Origin of the sequence: Bacillus weihaiensis (genome assembly GCF_001889165.1) — a bacterium.
In the GTDB taxonomy this organism is placed as follows: Bacteria; Bacillota; Bacilli; order Bacillales; family Bacillaceae; genus Metabacillus; species Metabacillus weihaiensis.
Genome location: NZ_CP016020.1, coordinates 1,323,865 through 1,339,011, shown reverse-complemented (window position 1 = coordinate 1,339,011; position 15,147 = coordinate 1,323,865). Strand labels below are relative to the sequence as shown.

Genomic DNA, 15,147 nt, shown 5'->3' with positions numbered 1-15,147 from the left:
ATTTTTCAAGAAGGATGTGTCAAAAATAATGAACGTTTTTAAGCAATTGATTACAAGTATATATTCACCTAAAAAAATATCTCGCTTTAGATTTCAAGGTATTGGGAAAACAATTCTTTTCGTATTTCTTTTAAGTCTTGTAAGCACAATCCCAACCGCTTATCACTTTTCTAGTAGCTTAATTCAAGGAATTAATAGCTTTAAGGTAACACTAGATAACGAATTACCTGACTTTAAAATATCCAATGGAGAACTAACAGTTGATTCAGATGGCCCAGTGGAAATTAGAAGTGGTGAATTTATCATCATTTTAGATGATACTGGATCCTTTGGTGTAGAAGAGATCGAGGCAAAGACAAATGCAATAGGTTTACTCGAGAATCAATTTGTCATAGCGGCAGAAGGACAAGTCCAGTCTACTGAATATTCAATGTTAAATATGACAATCACGAAAGAAGAGCTAGTAGATTTGACAGACCAAATGGATAACCTCCTTCCGCTTATTATTTCAATTTTAGTTCTTGTCATGTATTTATTTGGAGCTTTTATTAAATTTATAGAAATTACAGTTCTCGCTTTATTCGGTTTAGGGATAAAAAATAGCTTACAAAAGAAGATAAATTTCAAACAAACATGGATTATATCCGCCTATTCAACAACACTGGCTACAATATTCTTCGTAATTATGGATAGTCTACAGACCGTTGTACCAAGTGGTTTCTTAATAACTTGGTTTGTACATATCATTGTACTTTATCTGGCAATTAAAGAAATACCAACGACAAAAAACAAGCAAAGCTAAATAAAAAGTATAGTAAAGCGCAAAGTGATATCACTTTGCGCTCTTTTGCGTTATTTCACTTTAAATTGTTTAGTGCTTTCTGATAAAGACTTAGAAAGGTCTGTAAGAATACGACCAATTTCATGTGTTCGATTGATTTGTATCATTTGATCTTCAGAAGAGGTTAACATTTGTTCTGCTGATGCGAGTGTTTCTTGAGAAATCGATACAAAATGTTCTGATGATTCTTCCATCATTGGAACTGACTGATTTAGCTCCTGTAAATTTTCTTTCATACCAGAAAGTTTCTGATTGACATTTGCAATCTCTTTCATAAGTTGATCAAATGATTCCTTTGAATCCTCTGCAACTGATAGATGCGCCTGGATGCTTATAAGCATTCCATTGAATTCTGTAGAAGCTTGATCTGATATTTTTTCCATCATTTTTATAGATTGGGTTATTTCTTCTGTTGCACGAGAAGATTGATCAGCTAATTTTCGCACTTCATTAGCAACAACTGCAAATCCTTTCCCTGCCTCACCAGCTCTAGCTGCTTCAATGGTGGCATTAAGCGCAAGTAATTTAGTTTGTTCTGCGATCGATTGAATAATACTTACAACCTTTGTTATAACTAAAGAATTATCTTTCACACCTTTAATAGTTTGAGTCATTTTTTCAAATTCTCTATCGAAGTCACTCATTGCTTTGATCATGCTAGAAATACTTTTTTCCCCATGTTTAGCAGAAGTATTCATATCAGAAGCACTGTTAAAAACATATTCCATATTTTGAAGAACAAGCTTAATTTCATTTTTCATATTTTGGAAGGTACTAACATTTTTATCAGAGCTTGATGCTGTTTGTTCTGCTCCTGTTTTTACTACTCTAATTGCTTCAATTAGTTGAGTGTTCTGTTGCTGAACATCATCAGATGCATTTTTTAGCTGATTTCCTGTAAATGTAAGTTCTGAGGTTGTTCCGTCTATTTTAACAATCATTGACCTCATTTGTTCCATCATTTGATTAAAACTTTGATTTAAAGAATTAATCTCAGGAATAGTTGTATTAATTGTAAGATTTTGAGATAAATCTCCATTTCTAACTTCTCTCATAATGTCTCTTAATTTTGAGAGTGGTTTTGTAAAACTTCTTACCAACAAGAATAATATAGAAGTTGTGAGAATGACACTGATTAGAACGACAACCCAAGTAAAATTCGCCAGCTTTGTGATAGGTTCCATGTATTTATCTGTTGGAACAGCTATTAAATAAATCCCTTTTAGCTCTTGAATTTCTTTGAAAGACATTGTGTAATCAATACCATCCATCGCAGCATGTATAACACCATGGTGTTGTTCTTGAATTTTCTTTATTACAGAATCAGATATTTTCATACCCGGATCCTTATTTACATCCATAGGAATAGCTTCATTTTCAGAAATCAAAAAAAATTTAGCAGGTAAACCATCCCGAATTAGAGCAGTTGATTGCGAGGGAATGACAACTTTATTGACTCTATTCTGAAACTCCTTTGGATCTCCAACATAGGCAAAAGCTAAATTTGCCACTATATCAGAAGTTGTATTAACTTCCCGATCCAATCTTTCTTCAATAATCTCAATCGTTGTCTCTTTTGATTTATCATAGGAGGTAAATCCAACAACACTAATGGAAGTTACTAATAAAAGTAAAACTAAGAATAAGACCCTGGTTTGTAAGGAAATTTTTGAGAATGATTTTAACTCATACGCTTTACCTTTCATGTGTTTTGCTTGTAAAGGATGTTTATTTCCGGTTACTGTTTTTTTCAACATTTTATGCTTCGACGATTTCATTATTTACACCCCTGATTTTCCATTTCCTCTAAAATTATGACAGTAAATTATTAAGTAAGTGTAAATTAATTGTAAATTTTCGTTGAAACTAGTCGAATAATTTCCCCTACCAGACAATAGAAGAAGTCAATTGAAAAATTATTTTATTTGAGCCTACTTTCCTTCCACCTAACTAAACTGCAAATAAAACAGATGAAATATGTTTGTGCATACATATTTTTTATGGACAAGCATAGATATTAACAACACTACTTTAGGAACATATTGTGTATGTGTTTGAGAAAGGATGACAATAATGAAACGTTTTTCTCTTTTTATACTTGGGATCTTTCTTATTTATATTATTTATTATGATTTTCAAATTGGGACTCTCTCGTCCGTTACCACTATAGCTGAAAGTAAACAAGAGAATTCTGAAGTCATACAAGATGGAGTGACAGAACCTTTTTTTGAAGTAACGGTTAAACAAGGGGATACGGTTATGTCAATTATTGAAAAGAAACATAATCGTTTCCCAGAATCGATTGAAAAAATGATAGATGATTTTGAATCACTTAATGAAGGAGTGAAGGCTGAAGAAATTTTGGTAGGTAAAACCTATTTATTCCCTCTTTACACAAATTAGCTCAGTCTTGTCATTTCCCATGGCTCCCTGTAAAATGAATGTTGGAAAGTACATTTACTAGAAAAAAAGAATGATCTCAAGTATTATTTAACGTATCAAGATTTTGTAAGCTTTAAACTTATATTTAAGGAGCGATTTACACGTGAGTGAAATCATACATCGAACCAAAACACGACCTGTTAAAGTTGGAAGTTTGACTATAGGTGGAAATAACGAAGTTGTTATTCAAAGTATGACAACGACGAAAACACATGATGTTGACGCAACAGTTGCTGAGATTAACCGCTTAGAAGAAGCTGGCTGTCAAATTGTTCGTGTTGCTTGTCCAGACGAACGAGCAGCTAATGCAATTGCCGAAATAAAGAAAAGAATCAATATCCCTCTTGTTGTCGATATTCACTTTGACTATAAATTAGCCCTAAAAGCGATTGAGGGTGGGGCAGACAAGATTCGTATTAATCCTGGTAATATCGGACGTAAAGAAAAAGTAGAAGCCGTTGTAAAAGCAGCTAAAGAGAAAAACATTCCTATTAGAATTGGCGTGAATGCAGGATCTCTAGAAAAACGAATACTTGATAAGTACGGGTATCCTACTGCTGATGGAATGGTTGAAAGTGCGCTACATCACATAAAAATTCTAGAAGATTTGGATTTCCATGATATTATTGTTTCCATGAAAGCTTCTGACGTAAACCTTGCAATAGAGGCATATGAAAAAGCTGCGAAAGCTTTTGATTACCCATTGCATTTAGGGATTACTGAATCAGGGACCCTCTTTGCTGGTACCGTAAAAAGTGCAGCTGGCTTAGGAGTTATCCTTAATAAAGGTATTGGAAACACACTTCGTATCTCCTTGAGTGCTGATCCTGTTGAGGAAGTAAAAGTAGCACGTGAACTTTTAAAATCATTTGGCTTAGCTGCTAATGCAGCTACATTAATCTCTTGTCCAACATGTGGTCGTATTGAAATTGACCTAATCAGTATTGCAAATGAAGTCGAAGAATATATAGCAAAAATTAAAGCACCTATTAAAGTAGCTGTTTTAGGCTGCGCAGTAAATGGGCCAGGTGAAGCTCGTGAAGCGGATATAGGAATTGCAGGTGCACGTGGTGAAGGATTACTATTCCGTAAAGGTCAAATAGTCCGTAAAGTACCTGAAGAAACAATGGTTGAGGAACTAAAGAAAGAAATTGATAAAATTGCCGAAGAGCATTATGCTAAACAAGCTGCTGAAAAAGAAAAGTTAAATGCTTGATAATTTAGCGTCATTAAACCGGCTATGGTGACTGAAGAAAAGCAATCATAGTCACAACATATGTTTTCAAAGAAGGAATCGGACTCTCGATTCCTTCTTTTCTATTTACTCTTGTTCTTCTGGTTCCTCAAGTAAAATCACAGACCCAATATTACTGTTCATTGATAATGAGGTATCAATATCATCTTCAAGATGTTTTTCATTGTAAAACTCCTCTTGTATTTGCATATTTGCTTGAGTTATCTTTTCATCGTATCTGATTTCATTGAATTTATTTTCTTTTTTACCCACACTTACTCACACTCCCTCTAACCAAAAGGATAAGGGATTGACCAAGAGGCCAATCCCTTTTTTTCAACTTGTTAAAAGAATGGGGTAATAAATATGCCTAAAACAATTGATGCTGCACCAATACCAATTGCCCATGCACCAGTTGCTTTTGCCCCTCTTCTTCTTGCGATAAACCCTACAATTATACCTGCAGCTCCTAAAATGACAGGTAATATAAACAAGGAGATAATCGATAAAGCTAAAGCTAAAAAGCCCATCCCTCTACCTTCTCCAACAACTTCATCTTCTGTATCAACTGTCTCCGCTGTGTAATTATTGCGCATATTAACCGGCGCAGCAATTTCAGCTGCAGATTCAGTTTGATAATCCGTTTCTATTTCACGATCTAGTGGCGTAATTCCCTTATAATTAGGGTCATCATAACGATCACGTTCTTCATAATTGAACTTATTTTCGTCTGCCATTAAGATCCCTTCCTTTCTTAAATAAGGAGCATTTATTATTATAGACAACACCCCATCAACTATGACTGTAAATATCTTCTTATGTAAGTGCTAGGCGAACCCTTAGTATTGAAACTAATCTAATCTGTAATCAGCACCTGAGTCATATTAGACTACACTCATTTATTTCTTAGTACAAAAATTATATTGTGGTACACTTAATACGAAGATACAGCAAAGGAGAGAGCAAGAAAATGTTACGACTTGGAATAGATATAGATGGTACAGTGACTGATCCCAAAACTTTTGTACCCTATTTAAATAAATCATTTAACAGGAATCTTAATTTTGAGGACCTCAACCAATACGACTTAACAAAAGTGTTAAATATTACAGATGTCGATTTTTGGAACTGGATGAATGAATTTGAACCTATCATTTATAAAGAAGCACCTTTAGCTAATCATGCTAAAATAGTGCTTGATGAGTGGAAGACAGAACATCAATTATTATTTATAAGTGCTAGACGTAAACATTTATTGGATATTACTTATAATTGGTTTAAAGAAAAGGATTTATTTTATCATCATATTGAATTAATTGGAAGTCATGATAAATTGGAAGCTGTAAAGAGTCATGAAATTTCAATCTTTTTCGAGGACAAGCATGATAACGCATGTATGATTAGTGAAGAGCATGATATACCTGTTATTCTTTTTAACACACCGTATAACCAAGATCCGATCCCTAAAGGTGTTATAAGGGTGAATGACTGGTTAGAAGCCAAACAATGGGTGAATGGATGGTATGATAAAAAAGTACTTTAATACGTAAATGATAAAAAAGCTGTTGAACTACTATTCAACAGCTTTTTTGTATAATTTTAATTTTCTTCAAAAAGGAGATTCTTTCTCCAAAACAGGAAGGCAGAACTAAGATAACTACATATGTTTTTTAGCCTAGTGTTAAAGATACTACATTAATGACATTGAGGACATGTACCATATACTTCAAACTTATGTCCACTAACTTCATATCCAGTTAAGTTCCCCTCTAAATCTTTCATAGGACATCCTGGGATCTCTTTTGTTTTCCCGCATGTTAAACAAATAAAATGATGATGATGATGAGCTGTGTCACATGTGAAACGAAAATGCTTCTCTCCAGACAGCTCTGTCATTTCAAAAATTCCCAAGTCTGCAAATAAGGATAAGTTACGATAGATCGTGTCAAAACTTAATCCTGGATAATCATCTTTTAAGGACTCTAAAACATCCTTAGCTGTTAAATACTTATCATAATCTGCAAATAACTGAAGCATTTCTTCTCTTTTACTTGTATATTTAAAACCTTTTTCTTTTAACAAATCAAGAGCTTGTTGTACATTCATGAAACTTGCCCCTTTGTAAATTTAGTCCATAATATTGTTAAAACTAGAATAAGTACGGAAAGAATTACAATAGTTCCACCTGGTGCTAAATCTAAGTAATAGGATATGAATAAGCCTATAATAACAGATATTTCACCAAATAACACTGAAAAGAATATGGTTTGTTTAAACCCCTTAGAGATTCTTATACTCGCTGCAACTGGTAAAGTCATTAAGGACGAAACTAACAAAATTCCGACGATTCGCATTGATGCAGCAATAACTAAAGCCACTATAAGAATAAAAATAAAATGAATCCATTTAGCGTGAATACCAGAAGCTGTGGCATGTTCCTCATCAAAAGATAAAAGAAAGAGCTCTTTATATAAAAAGAAAATAATAGCTAATACTACTATTGCAATGGCTATAATAACAAATAAATCTGTTCTACTTACAGCACTAATACTTCCGAATAAATAACTAAATAAATCTGTGTTAAAACCATCTGCTAATGATATAAAAATGACACTTATTCCTACACCACTCGATAAAATAATGGGAATTGCCAGCTCTTGATAGTGTTTATATACCGTTCTTAACTTTTCAATAAATAACGAACCAATTACTGAAAATCCCATCCCTAAATAGATTGGATTTAGTCCAGCAAATACAGCAACCTTCTTTTCTAAAAGCAAGCTCGCTGCAATACCAGCTAATGTTACATGACTAAGAGCGTCTGCAATTAAGGACATTCTTCTTACGACTACAAATACCCCTAATAACGGTGCAATGAGTCCAATTATCATTCCTGATAGGAAAGCATTTTGTAAAAAATCATACTCAAATATACTACTAATCATACTCTTATTCCTCCATTAATGGGAGTGATTATGTGTTAAAACATGTAGGGAGTGTCCATAAAAGTCAGACATCTCATCACCTTTTAATTCTTCAAATTCTTTTGATTGTCCGTGAAAATGCAGGTGTTTATTGATACAAGCTACATGTGTCACTTTATCTGTTATTGTCCCAACATCATGTGTCACAAGTATTAACGTAATCCCTAGTTCCCTATTTAGTTTCATCAGCATTTCATAGAAATTCTGAACGGTTTTAGCATCTACTCCGACAGTCGGCTCATCTAAAATTAAAAGCTTTGGATCACTTACAATTGCTCGAGCGATAAATGCCCTTTGCTGCTGACCCCCAGATAGCTCACCTATATTACGTTTAGCAAATTCACTTAGCCCAACTTGTTCAATTGCCTTTTGCACACTTTTCCGGTCATTCGGACTCATCATTTTAAATAGACCTAGTTTTGACGTTAAGCCACTTGCTACTACTTCAAAAACTGAAGCTGGAAACCCGGTATTAAAGCTATTCGCCTTTTGAGAAACAAACCCTATTTCATGCCAATTTTTAAATTTTTGAATAGGTTGACCAAATAACTTAATTTCCCCTTGTTGAGGTTTTAAAATTCCTAATAAACATTTTAGAAGCGTTGTTTTTCCTGAGCCATTTGGCCCGACTAATCCTAAAAAACTACCTTTCTCTACTAATAAATGAATATCCTCAAGAACCCTTTGACGCTCATATGTGAAATTTAAATGGTTAATTTCAATAATTGATTCACTCATTGAATTTCATCCTTTACAAATTAAGAATCGTTCCGATTTACAATAAATGTTAATCTATACATTTATAACATTAAAAGTATAAAGTTTTTCAGAAAGAATGTAAAGAAAAATTTCTTATATCCATATGCACAATCTTCCCAACTCTTCATACATTGTGTTTAGAGGAGGTTTGAGAATGAAATTATTTCAAAAGATCGTCAATCAAAAGCTAAATAATATTTCTGCAGAAGAACTCATGCAATATGCAAACCAGTTCAAGGTAAGTATAGATAAGAATCAAGCTATGAAAGTAGTTAAAGAAATGAACGGCAAGAATATCAACATTTTTAATGTGAATGAAAGAAAAGAGTTATTATCAAAAATTTCGGCAATCACTTCACCACAAACAGCCCAGCAGGTTAATAAAATTTTTCAAAAATTCACAAACTAAATTCATTACTTAAGATTAACCCTATATGGCTACTTTTTATATTAAGCATAGAAAATATAGCCCCTAATAGTATAAAAAGTCAGTTCAAATAGGATGAACTGACTTTTTATGCTAGTTTATTATTCACATTACTTTAAGGTTTTCAATTATTGATTAAGAATTTTTTCTAGGAGGTTTTCATCAAATGTTTGTTCCTTAAACATATTGATTTCAAATTTATATGGTGGCTTTTTATATTTTTTATCCTCACCAACAAAAGGTGTTTCTAATATTTTAGGAACATCCATTAATGCTTCGTGATGAATAATGTTATTTAGCGCATTAAACCCGATATGTCCAAATCCGATATTTTCATGACGGTCTTTTCTTGCTCCCATCGGATTTTTACTATCGTTAATATGAAGAACTTTTAAACGATCCAATCCAATCGTTTGGTCAAATTCTTTTAAAACACTGTCAAAATTATTTACAATATCGTAGCCCGCATCATGTGTATGACAAGTATCAAAACAGATGGATAAATGCTGATTATGTGTAACTCCATCGATAATTTTAGCTAATTCATCAAAAGATCTTCCACATTCTGACCCTTTACCTGCCATCGTTTCTAATGCTATTTGTACTTCTTGATTTTGTTCTAAAACTTCATTGAGACCTTCTATAATCTTGTTAATCCCTACATCCGCACCAGCTCCAACATGTGCACCAGGATGAAGAACAATTTGTCTTGCACCCAGTGCATGTGTTCGTTCGATCTCAGATCGAAGAAAATCAACACCTAGCTGAAATGTTGCAGGGTTTGTTGAATTCCCAATATTTATAATATATGGAGCATGTACAATGATATCATTTATACCATGCTCCTTCATATGAGCTTGTCCCGCTTCGATATTTAAATCCTCAATTTTTTTACGTCGTGTGTTTTGAGGAGCCCCTGTATAAATCATAAATGTGGTTGAACCATATGAAACTGCTTCTTCACTTGCAGCCAACAACATCTTCTTTCCACTCATTGATACATGTGAACCAATTTTCATAGTACTTCCCCCTTATTTCTTTTTTCGATCCAATCTTCTTTTTCTCTTTTTAATTTCATCCATTTCACGGCCCATTTTCTTTTTATAACCTGGTTTCACTTTTTTAGGCTTTTGAACAATACTTTTTGCTAGGGCATCTACTTCGTCTGCAACACGTTTGCGACTCTGCCTACGTTTTCTATCATCAAGTTCCTTCCACTCTTCTGCGACAAAGTCTCTATTAATAAATTCTACACCCATTTTTTCTAGCTTTATTAGCGCATCTTCATCAGATGTTTCGTATATCGTAACAGCAATACCTGAACTTCCTGCTCGTGCTGTTCTTCCTACACGATGTATATAAAAGTCTAATTCCGTTGTAGGAATCTCATAATTAATGATGTGGCTAACACCTTTAATATCAATACCACGTGCGGCTAAATCTGTCGCAACTACATATTGAAATTCTAAGTCATTTATTTGCTTCATCATTTTTTTACGGTCACGTGGACTTAAATCACCATGAATACGTCCGACCTTCAACCCTCGTGCTATTAAACCATCAGCAACTTCATCTGCCTTCTTTTTTGTGTTCGTGAAAACAATTGCTAAGAAAGGGTTAAACGACACTAGCATGTCATGTACAAGCTTTATTTTATCTCGATGACGAGACGGAACCAATACATGTTCAATTTTAGCTGCAGTAGGCTGTTTAGGGGCAACATGAGTAAACCTAGGATTATCTAAGTATTTCTTTAGAAATGGTTTTAGCTTTTCAGGAATCGTTGCAGAGAAAACTAGAATTTGCAGTTTTTCTGGCATTTTGCCAGCAACCATATCAACTTCTTTAATAAAGCCCATATCTAACATTAAATCTGCCTCATCTACAACTAGAGAGCGAACACGATTAACAATTAATGCATTCTCATTAACTAAGTCATTTATTCTACCTGGCGTTCCTACAACAATCTGTGGCTGAGTCTTTAGCTTTTCAATTGTTCTTTGCTTGTCCGTTCCACCAATAAAACATTTAGCTGTTATCTCATCGTTCGTGAACTCGATTAATCTTGTTACCTCTTTGTGAATCTGTACTGCTAATTCACGTGTAGGAGCTGTTATAACTATTTGCACTTCTTTTTTATCTACTTCTAGATTACTTACTAAAGGTAGTAAATAAGCATGTGTTTTTCCCGTACCTGTTTGTGATTGTCCAATAACACTTTCACCATTCAATATAGAAGGAATAATTCTTTCTTGTATTTCTGTAGGTTCATAGAAATTTAATTCTTTTTTTATAGCTTCTATAATAAAAGGTTTTAATGAAAACCGTTCAAATTTTGTTTTTTCCATTTTTTTCATCTCCTTTATGATAAGGGGTTCTTCTTATCCAATTGTTTCATTATGAATGGATAAGAAATTGGTTATGCCCAAACCTTATCAGTCCATCATTACATTATAACTTATAGATTAAAAAACTCAATCTTTTAATTATCGTTTACCGTTAAATTTGTCTTCTTATATCCACATTTATCTATACTGATTTTAAGTTATCTTTTTAAAAGGGTCTTTTTTACAACTTTGTTGCTTGTACAAGTCAATTCAAAGGATATTGTCAACATTCTATAGGAAAACAGCTTATAAAAAGATAAGACAAAGAATTGTTCATTTTCGCTTATCTCTTTAAGATTTTTTGCATTCTCCTTCATTTTTAAGTTTCTTATTTACTTGAAACCAAAAGGGATTTTTTTGCATAGTCTATACAAAGAATATGTACAAAATGAAAGGAGGATTTATTATGTTCCAGCAAAGACCTATGCCTCCTATGAACGCTAGAGGTTTTCTTCCACAACAAGGTAATCTACCACTAGGACGCCAACCTTTCCAAGGCATGTATACTAACCAGCAGTTTGGTCCACAAGTAGCTTCAAGAGGCGCAGGAGGATTAAGAGGTTTGTTATCACGAATTATCCCTGGTGGCTCTCAAGGTGTCGGAGGTGCTGTAAATCCACAAGGAATTCAAGGAGCTGCTAACGCTGTTGCGGGTGCCTCTCGTGCTTCTGGAGGAATACAAGGCCTTATGAATCCATCTAATATTTCAGGTATGCTTGGAAATGTCCAAAAGGTACTCGGAATGGCTCAACAAGTAACACCAATGGTTCAACAATATGGACCACTTGTTAAAAACCTTCCGGCCATGGTAAAGCTCTATCGTGAAATTAAGAATACAGACACTGATTCAGATGAAGCATCTCCTTCCAATGTAGAAGTAACAAATGAATCAGAGCCCTTGCAGTTTTCACAAGAAGATGCAAAACAACCAGAAACCAAAACTGCATCTAAAAAAGAATTAAGTAAAAAAGGAAATGACGCAGTACAGCAGCAACCGAAAAAGCAGGTAAATAATAGAGCTAGGACTTCACAGCCAAAGATGTACATTTAAATATTCCTCTTTGTATTCTTGCCTAAACTTAGATATAATATTAAGAGATTATGAGAGAAAAGAGCCGTTTTTGCGGCTTTTTTCTTTCCTTTTGGACAAACAAACTAGTCTATTTTATTGAGATCTCTTAAAGGAGGCAGAACATGAACGTCATTAAAATTGCTCCACGTGGTTATTGCTATGGTGTTGTAGATGCAATGGTCATTGCAAAGAATGCTGCTTTAGATAAAACATTACCAAGACCAATCTATATATTAGGTATGATTGTTCATAATAAACACGTAACAGATGCGTTTGAAGAAGAAGGTATCATTACGCTAGATGGGAAAGACCGCTTAGAGATTTTAGAGAAGGTTGACAAAGGAACTGTCGTATTTACTGCTCATGGTGTTTCACCTGAAGTGAAAAGAATTGCGAAGGAAAAAGGGTTAGTGACTTTAGATGCAACCTGTCCTGATGTAACGAAAACACATGATTTAATCCGTGAAAAGGAAGCAAAAGGGTATAATGTCATCTATATAGGTAAAAAAGGCCATCCTGAGCCTGAAGGTGCCGTTGGTGTTGCCCCTTCTATAGTCCACCTAGTAGAAACGGAAGAAGATGTAGCGAACCTTACCATTACTAGTGAAAAAATCATTGTGACAAACCAGACAACAATGAGCCAATGGGATGTAGCAGATATCATGGATCTTGTTAAAGAAAAGTTCCCGAACGTTGAAATCCATCAAGAAATCTGTTTAGCCACTCAAGTACGTCAGGAAGCCGTAGCAGAACAAGCGAAGGAAGCTGACCTCACAATTGTTGTAGGGGACCCTAAAAGTAATAATTCAAACCGATTAGCACAAGTATCTGAAGACATTGCTGGAACGAAGGCATATCGAATTTCAGATATTAGTGAATTAAAACTTGAATGGCTAAAAGGAGTAAAAACGGTTGCTATAACAGCCGGGGCTTCAACCCCTACTCCTATAACTAAAAAAGTCATTCAATTCTTAGAACAATATAATGAGGAAGACGAATTAACCTGGAGTTTAGACCAAGTTGTTCCCCTTTCAAAAATTCTACCTAAAGTAAAAATAAAAGGTTAACATAAAGCCCATTCTCTATAGCAGAATGGGCTTTATGTTTTCAACAACTAATAATGTCTCTATACGAATGTAAATGGGTTCGTATTGATTTCAGAAGACAGGATATTCACTTGAAACTTTTGCTTATCACATAAATCACTTAACTTATTTTTCACACCATTTATCATTACTTTCTCCACATGATGTCCAGGATCGATAATATTTAAATCCAACATGAGTGCATCCTGTGCTACGTGGAAATAAAGGTCACCAGTAACGTATACGTCAGCACCTTTAAATGCAGCTTGCTGTATATATTTATTTCCATCTCCACCAAGGACAGCTACCTTCTTTACCTTAGCTTCAGGTTGACCAACCATCCTAACATGATCAACCTCTAATTTCTTCTTTACATGTTCAGCAAATTCCTGCAAGGTTAACTCACTTGTTAGTTTTCCAATTCGCCCCAACCCAAGTTTTTTTCCTTGTTGATCTAATTGATAAAGATCATAGGCCACTTCTTCATATGGATGAGCTTTTAACATGGCAGATAACACTTTCTTTTGGATTGATGCAGGAAAAACAGTTTCTAATCTTACTTCTTTAACATATTCCTTTTCACCTTTTTTTCCTATAAAAGGCTCAGAGCCTTCAAGAGGTAAAAAGCTACCTTCGCCCTTCACTGAAAACGAACAATGACTATAGTTGCCAATATGACCAGCCCCTGCTCGACCAAGCTCATCTCTTACAATCTCTTCATGCGTTTCCGGTACGTACACAACAAGCTTTTTTAACAATTCTTCATAAGTAGGTATAAGGACTTCACAATTTGATAGCTCTAGCGCGTCGGCTAGCAAATCATTCACTCCACCTTCAGCTACATCCAAATTAGTATGAGCAGCATAAACAGCTAGATCGTGTTTTAAACATTTCTCAAGTATTCTGCCATATGTAGTATCTGTTGTTAGATGTTTAATCGGTCTAAAAATAGGAGGATGATGCGCAATAATTAAATCAACTTCCTTAGCGATTGCTTCATCAATTACTGATTCAACAACATCTAAGGTAATTAGTACATTTTTTATCCTCTTATTTAAAGTACCTATCTGAAGTCCAATTTTATCTCCTTCTACAGCATAGGCTTTAGGAGAGAACTGTTCGAATAATTGAATGACTTGAAATCCATTAGGATTTTTCATCCTTCAAAACCCCCTCTAAAAGGCACATATTATCTTGAACATCTCGATATTTTTCATTTTCCTCATATGTGTGCCCTGCATTTTCTAACTGAGTAAGAATTGTGCGCCAATGATTATACTCTTGCGTCCATTTTTTCACAAATACTTCCGATTTCTTTTTCGCCAGTATCGGTCCAACTAATAAACCCAGTTCAAATTCAATATCGTTATATGCATCCTTAGGGTTACCCTTTTCAGCGACAAGAATTTCATAAATTTTATCATCTTCTTCAATTATTTCTTCTTCAATAAGACTCCAGCTATTCTCTATTAACCATTGTCTAATATGCTTAGCATGAATGTTTGGTTGTAAAATAAGCCTTGATGCATGGTCTAACTTAGCTTGCCCATCATTTAATATTTTGGTGATAAGACTTCCACCCATTCCAGCTATCGTCACACAGTCAACTTTCTCTCCTTCCTTAATAACAGATAAGCCATCACCTTTACGAACAGAAATATATTCTAACAAGTCGCTTTTTTGGACTTGATTTTTAGCTGACTCAAATGGTCCATCTGTAATTTCCCCGGCAATAGCTAAGCTTGCTTGCCCTTTTAAAATCGCGTAACAAGGTAGGTATGCATGGTCTGATCCTATATCAGCAAATTTTGATCCTTTTGGGATAAACCCGGCCACTACTTCTAATCTTTTTGATAATTTTAATTCATTCATATGGTCACCACTATTCATCAAATTACTTACATATTTTATTTTCT

At 34.3% G+C, this 15,147-nt stretch carries 17 protein-coding genes; 7 read left to right on the top strand and 10 right to left on the bottom strand.

What is annotated here, in order from left to right; genetic code table 11:
- Nucleotides 1-28: 28 nt before the first annotated feature.
- A complete protein-coding gene (locus A9C19_RS06335) occupies nt 29-802 on the top strand; it encodes a DUF1189 domain-containing protein (RefSeq protein ID WP_072581768.1) in 774 nt (257 codons plus the stop codon).
- A gap of 50 nt (nt 803-852) precedes the next feature.
- Here the strand turns inward: A9C19_RS06335 and A9C19_RS06330 are convergent, their stop codons facing one another.
- Entirely contained in the window at nt 853-2,025 is a 1,173-nt protein-coding gene (locus A9C19_RS06330) for a methyl-accepting chemotaxis protein (RefSeq protein WP_420835820.1), read from the bottom strand.
- 889 nt (nt 2,026-2,914) lie between these two features.
- Here A9C19_RS06330 and A9C19_RS06325 point away from each other — a divergent pair.
- Nucleotides 2,915-3,244 carry a hypothetical protein gene (locus A9C19_RS06325; protein WP_072579160.1) on the top strand — a complete coding sequence of 110 codons (330 nt, stop codon included), beginning with the start codon at nt 2,915-2,917 and terminating at the stop codon, nt 3,242-3,244.
- A 142-nt stretch (nt 3,245-3,386) separates the two neighbouring features.
- A complete protein-coding gene (ispG, locus tag A9C19_RS06320) occupies nt 3,387-4,499 on the top strand; it encodes a flavodoxin-dependent (E)-4-hydroxy-3-methylbut-2-enyl-diphosphate synthase (protein WP_072579159.1) in 1,113 nt (370 codons plus the stop codon).
- Nucleotides 4,500-4,604: 105 nt separating this feature from the next.
- Here the strand turns inward: ispG and A9C19_RS06315 are convergent, their stop codons facing one another.
- Both A9C19_RS06315 and A9C19_RS06310 read right to left on the bottom strand, forming a co-directional pair.
- The gene (locus tag A9C19_RS06315) at nt 4,605-4,790 is read right to left on the bottom strand and encodes a hypothetical protein (RefSeq protein WP_072579158.1); all 186 of its coding nucleotides are present in this window, start codon (nt 4,788-4,790) and stop codon (nt 4,605-4,607) included.
- A gap of 71 nt (nt 4,791-4,861) precedes the next feature.
- Entirely contained in the window at nt 4,862-5,254 is a 393-nt protein-coding gene (locus A9C19_RS06310; RefSeq protein ID WP_072579157.1) for a DUF4190 domain-containing protein, read from the bottom strand.
- 233 nt (nt 5,255-5,487) lie between these two features.
- Here A9C19_RS06310 and A9C19_RS06305 point away from each other — a divergent pair, with 233 nt between their 5' ends.
- The gene (locus tag A9C19_RS06305; protein WP_072579156.1) at nt 5,488-6,060 is read left to right on the top strand and encodes a hypothetical protein; all 573 of its coding nucleotides are present in this window, start codon (nt 5,488-5,490) and stop codon (nt 6,058-6,060) included.
- Nucleotides 6,061-6,212: 152 nt separating this feature from the next.
- On the opposite strand, the gene zur is transcribed toward A9C19_RS06305, so the two are convergent.
- From zur to A9C19_RS06290, 3 genes are read right to left on the bottom strand one after another with little or no spacing between them, the layout of a single operon-like run.
- Nucleotides 6,213-6,623, bottom strand: a complete 411-nt coding sequence (zur, locus tag A9C19_RS06300) for a zinc uptake transcriptional repressor Zur (RefSeq protein WP_072579155.1) — start codon at nt 6,621-6,623, stop codon at nt 6,213-6,215.
- Nucleotides 6,620-7,462 carry a metal ABC transporter permease gene (locus A9C19_RS06295; RefSeq protein WP_072579154.1) on the bottom strand — a complete coding sequence of 281 codons (843 nt, stop codon included), beginning with the start codon at nt 7,460-7,462 and terminating at the stop codon, nt 6,620-6,622. The genes zur and A9C19_RS06295 overlap by 4 nt, the downstream gene beginning before the upstream one ends.
- Before the next feature lie 15 nt (nt 7,463-7,477).
- Entirely contained in the window at nt 7,478-8,239 is a 762-nt protein-coding gene (locus tag A9C19_RS06290) for a metal ABC transporter ATP-binding protein (RefSeq protein WP_072579153.1), read from the bottom strand.
- Nucleotides 8,240-8,414: 175 nt separating this feature from the next.
- On the opposite strand from A9C19_RS06290, the gene A9C19_RS06285 reads away from it, so the two are divergent.
- On the top strand, nt 8,415-8,669 hold the full coding sequence (locus A9C19_RS06285; protein WP_072579152.1) for a DUF2624 domain-containing protein: 255 nt from the start codon (nt 8,415-8,417) through the stop codon (nt 8,667-8,669).
- Nucleotides 8,670-8,815: 146 nt separating this feature from the next.
- Here the strand turns inward: A9C19_RS06285 and A9C19_RS06280 are convergent, their stop codons facing one another.
- Complete coding sequence (locus A9C19_RS06280) at nt 8,816-9,706, bottom strand: deoxyribonuclease IV (protein ID WP_072579151.1); 891 nt, start codon at nt 9,704-9,706, stop codon at nt 8,816-8,818.
- Between the two features lie 12 nt (nt 9,707-9,718).
- A complete protein-coding gene (locus tag A9C19_RS06275) occupies nt 9,719-11,035 on the bottom strand; it encodes a DEAD/DEAH box helicase (protein ID WP_072579150.1) in 1,317 nt (438 codons plus the stop codon).
- A 445-nt stretch (nt 11,036-11,480) separates the two neighbouring features.
- On the opposite strand from A9C19_RS06275, the gene vrrA reads away from it, so the two are divergent.
- Nucleotides 11,481-12,125, top strand: a complete 645-nt coding sequence (gene vrrA / locus A9C19_RS06270; protein WP_072579149.1) for a VrrA/YqfQ family protein — start codon at nt 11,481-11,483, stop codon at nt 12,123-12,125.
- A 143-nt stretch (nt 12,126-12,268) separates the two neighbouring features.
- Complete coding sequence (locus A9C19_RS06265) at nt 12,269-13,213, top strand: 4-hydroxy-3-methylbut-2-enyl diphosphate reductase (RefSeq protein ID WP_072579148.1); 945 nt, start codon at nt 12,269-12,271, stop codon at nt 13,211-13,213.
- 59 nt (nt 13,214-13,272) lie between these two features.
- Here A9C19_RS06265 and A9C19_RS06260 read toward each other — a convergent pair whose 3' ends face one another.
- Both A9C19_RS06260 and A9C19_RS06255 read right to left on the bottom strand, forming a co-directional pair.
- A complete protein-coding gene (locus A9C19_RS06260) occupies nt 13,273-14,391 on the bottom strand; it encodes a Nif3-like dinuclear metal center hexameric protein (protein WP_072579147.1) in 1,119 nt (372 codons plus the stop codon).
- The gene (locus A9C19_RS06255; protein ID WP_072579146.1) at nt 14,378-15,103 is read right to left on the bottom strand and encodes a tRNA (adenine(22)-N(1))-methyltransferase; all 726 of its coding nucleotides are present in this window, start codon (nt 15,101-15,103) and stop codon (nt 14,378-14,380) included. The genes A9C19_RS06260 and A9C19_RS06255 overlap by 14 nt, the downstream gene beginning before the upstream one ends.
- Nucleotides 15,104-15,147 lie beyond the last annotated feature (44 nt).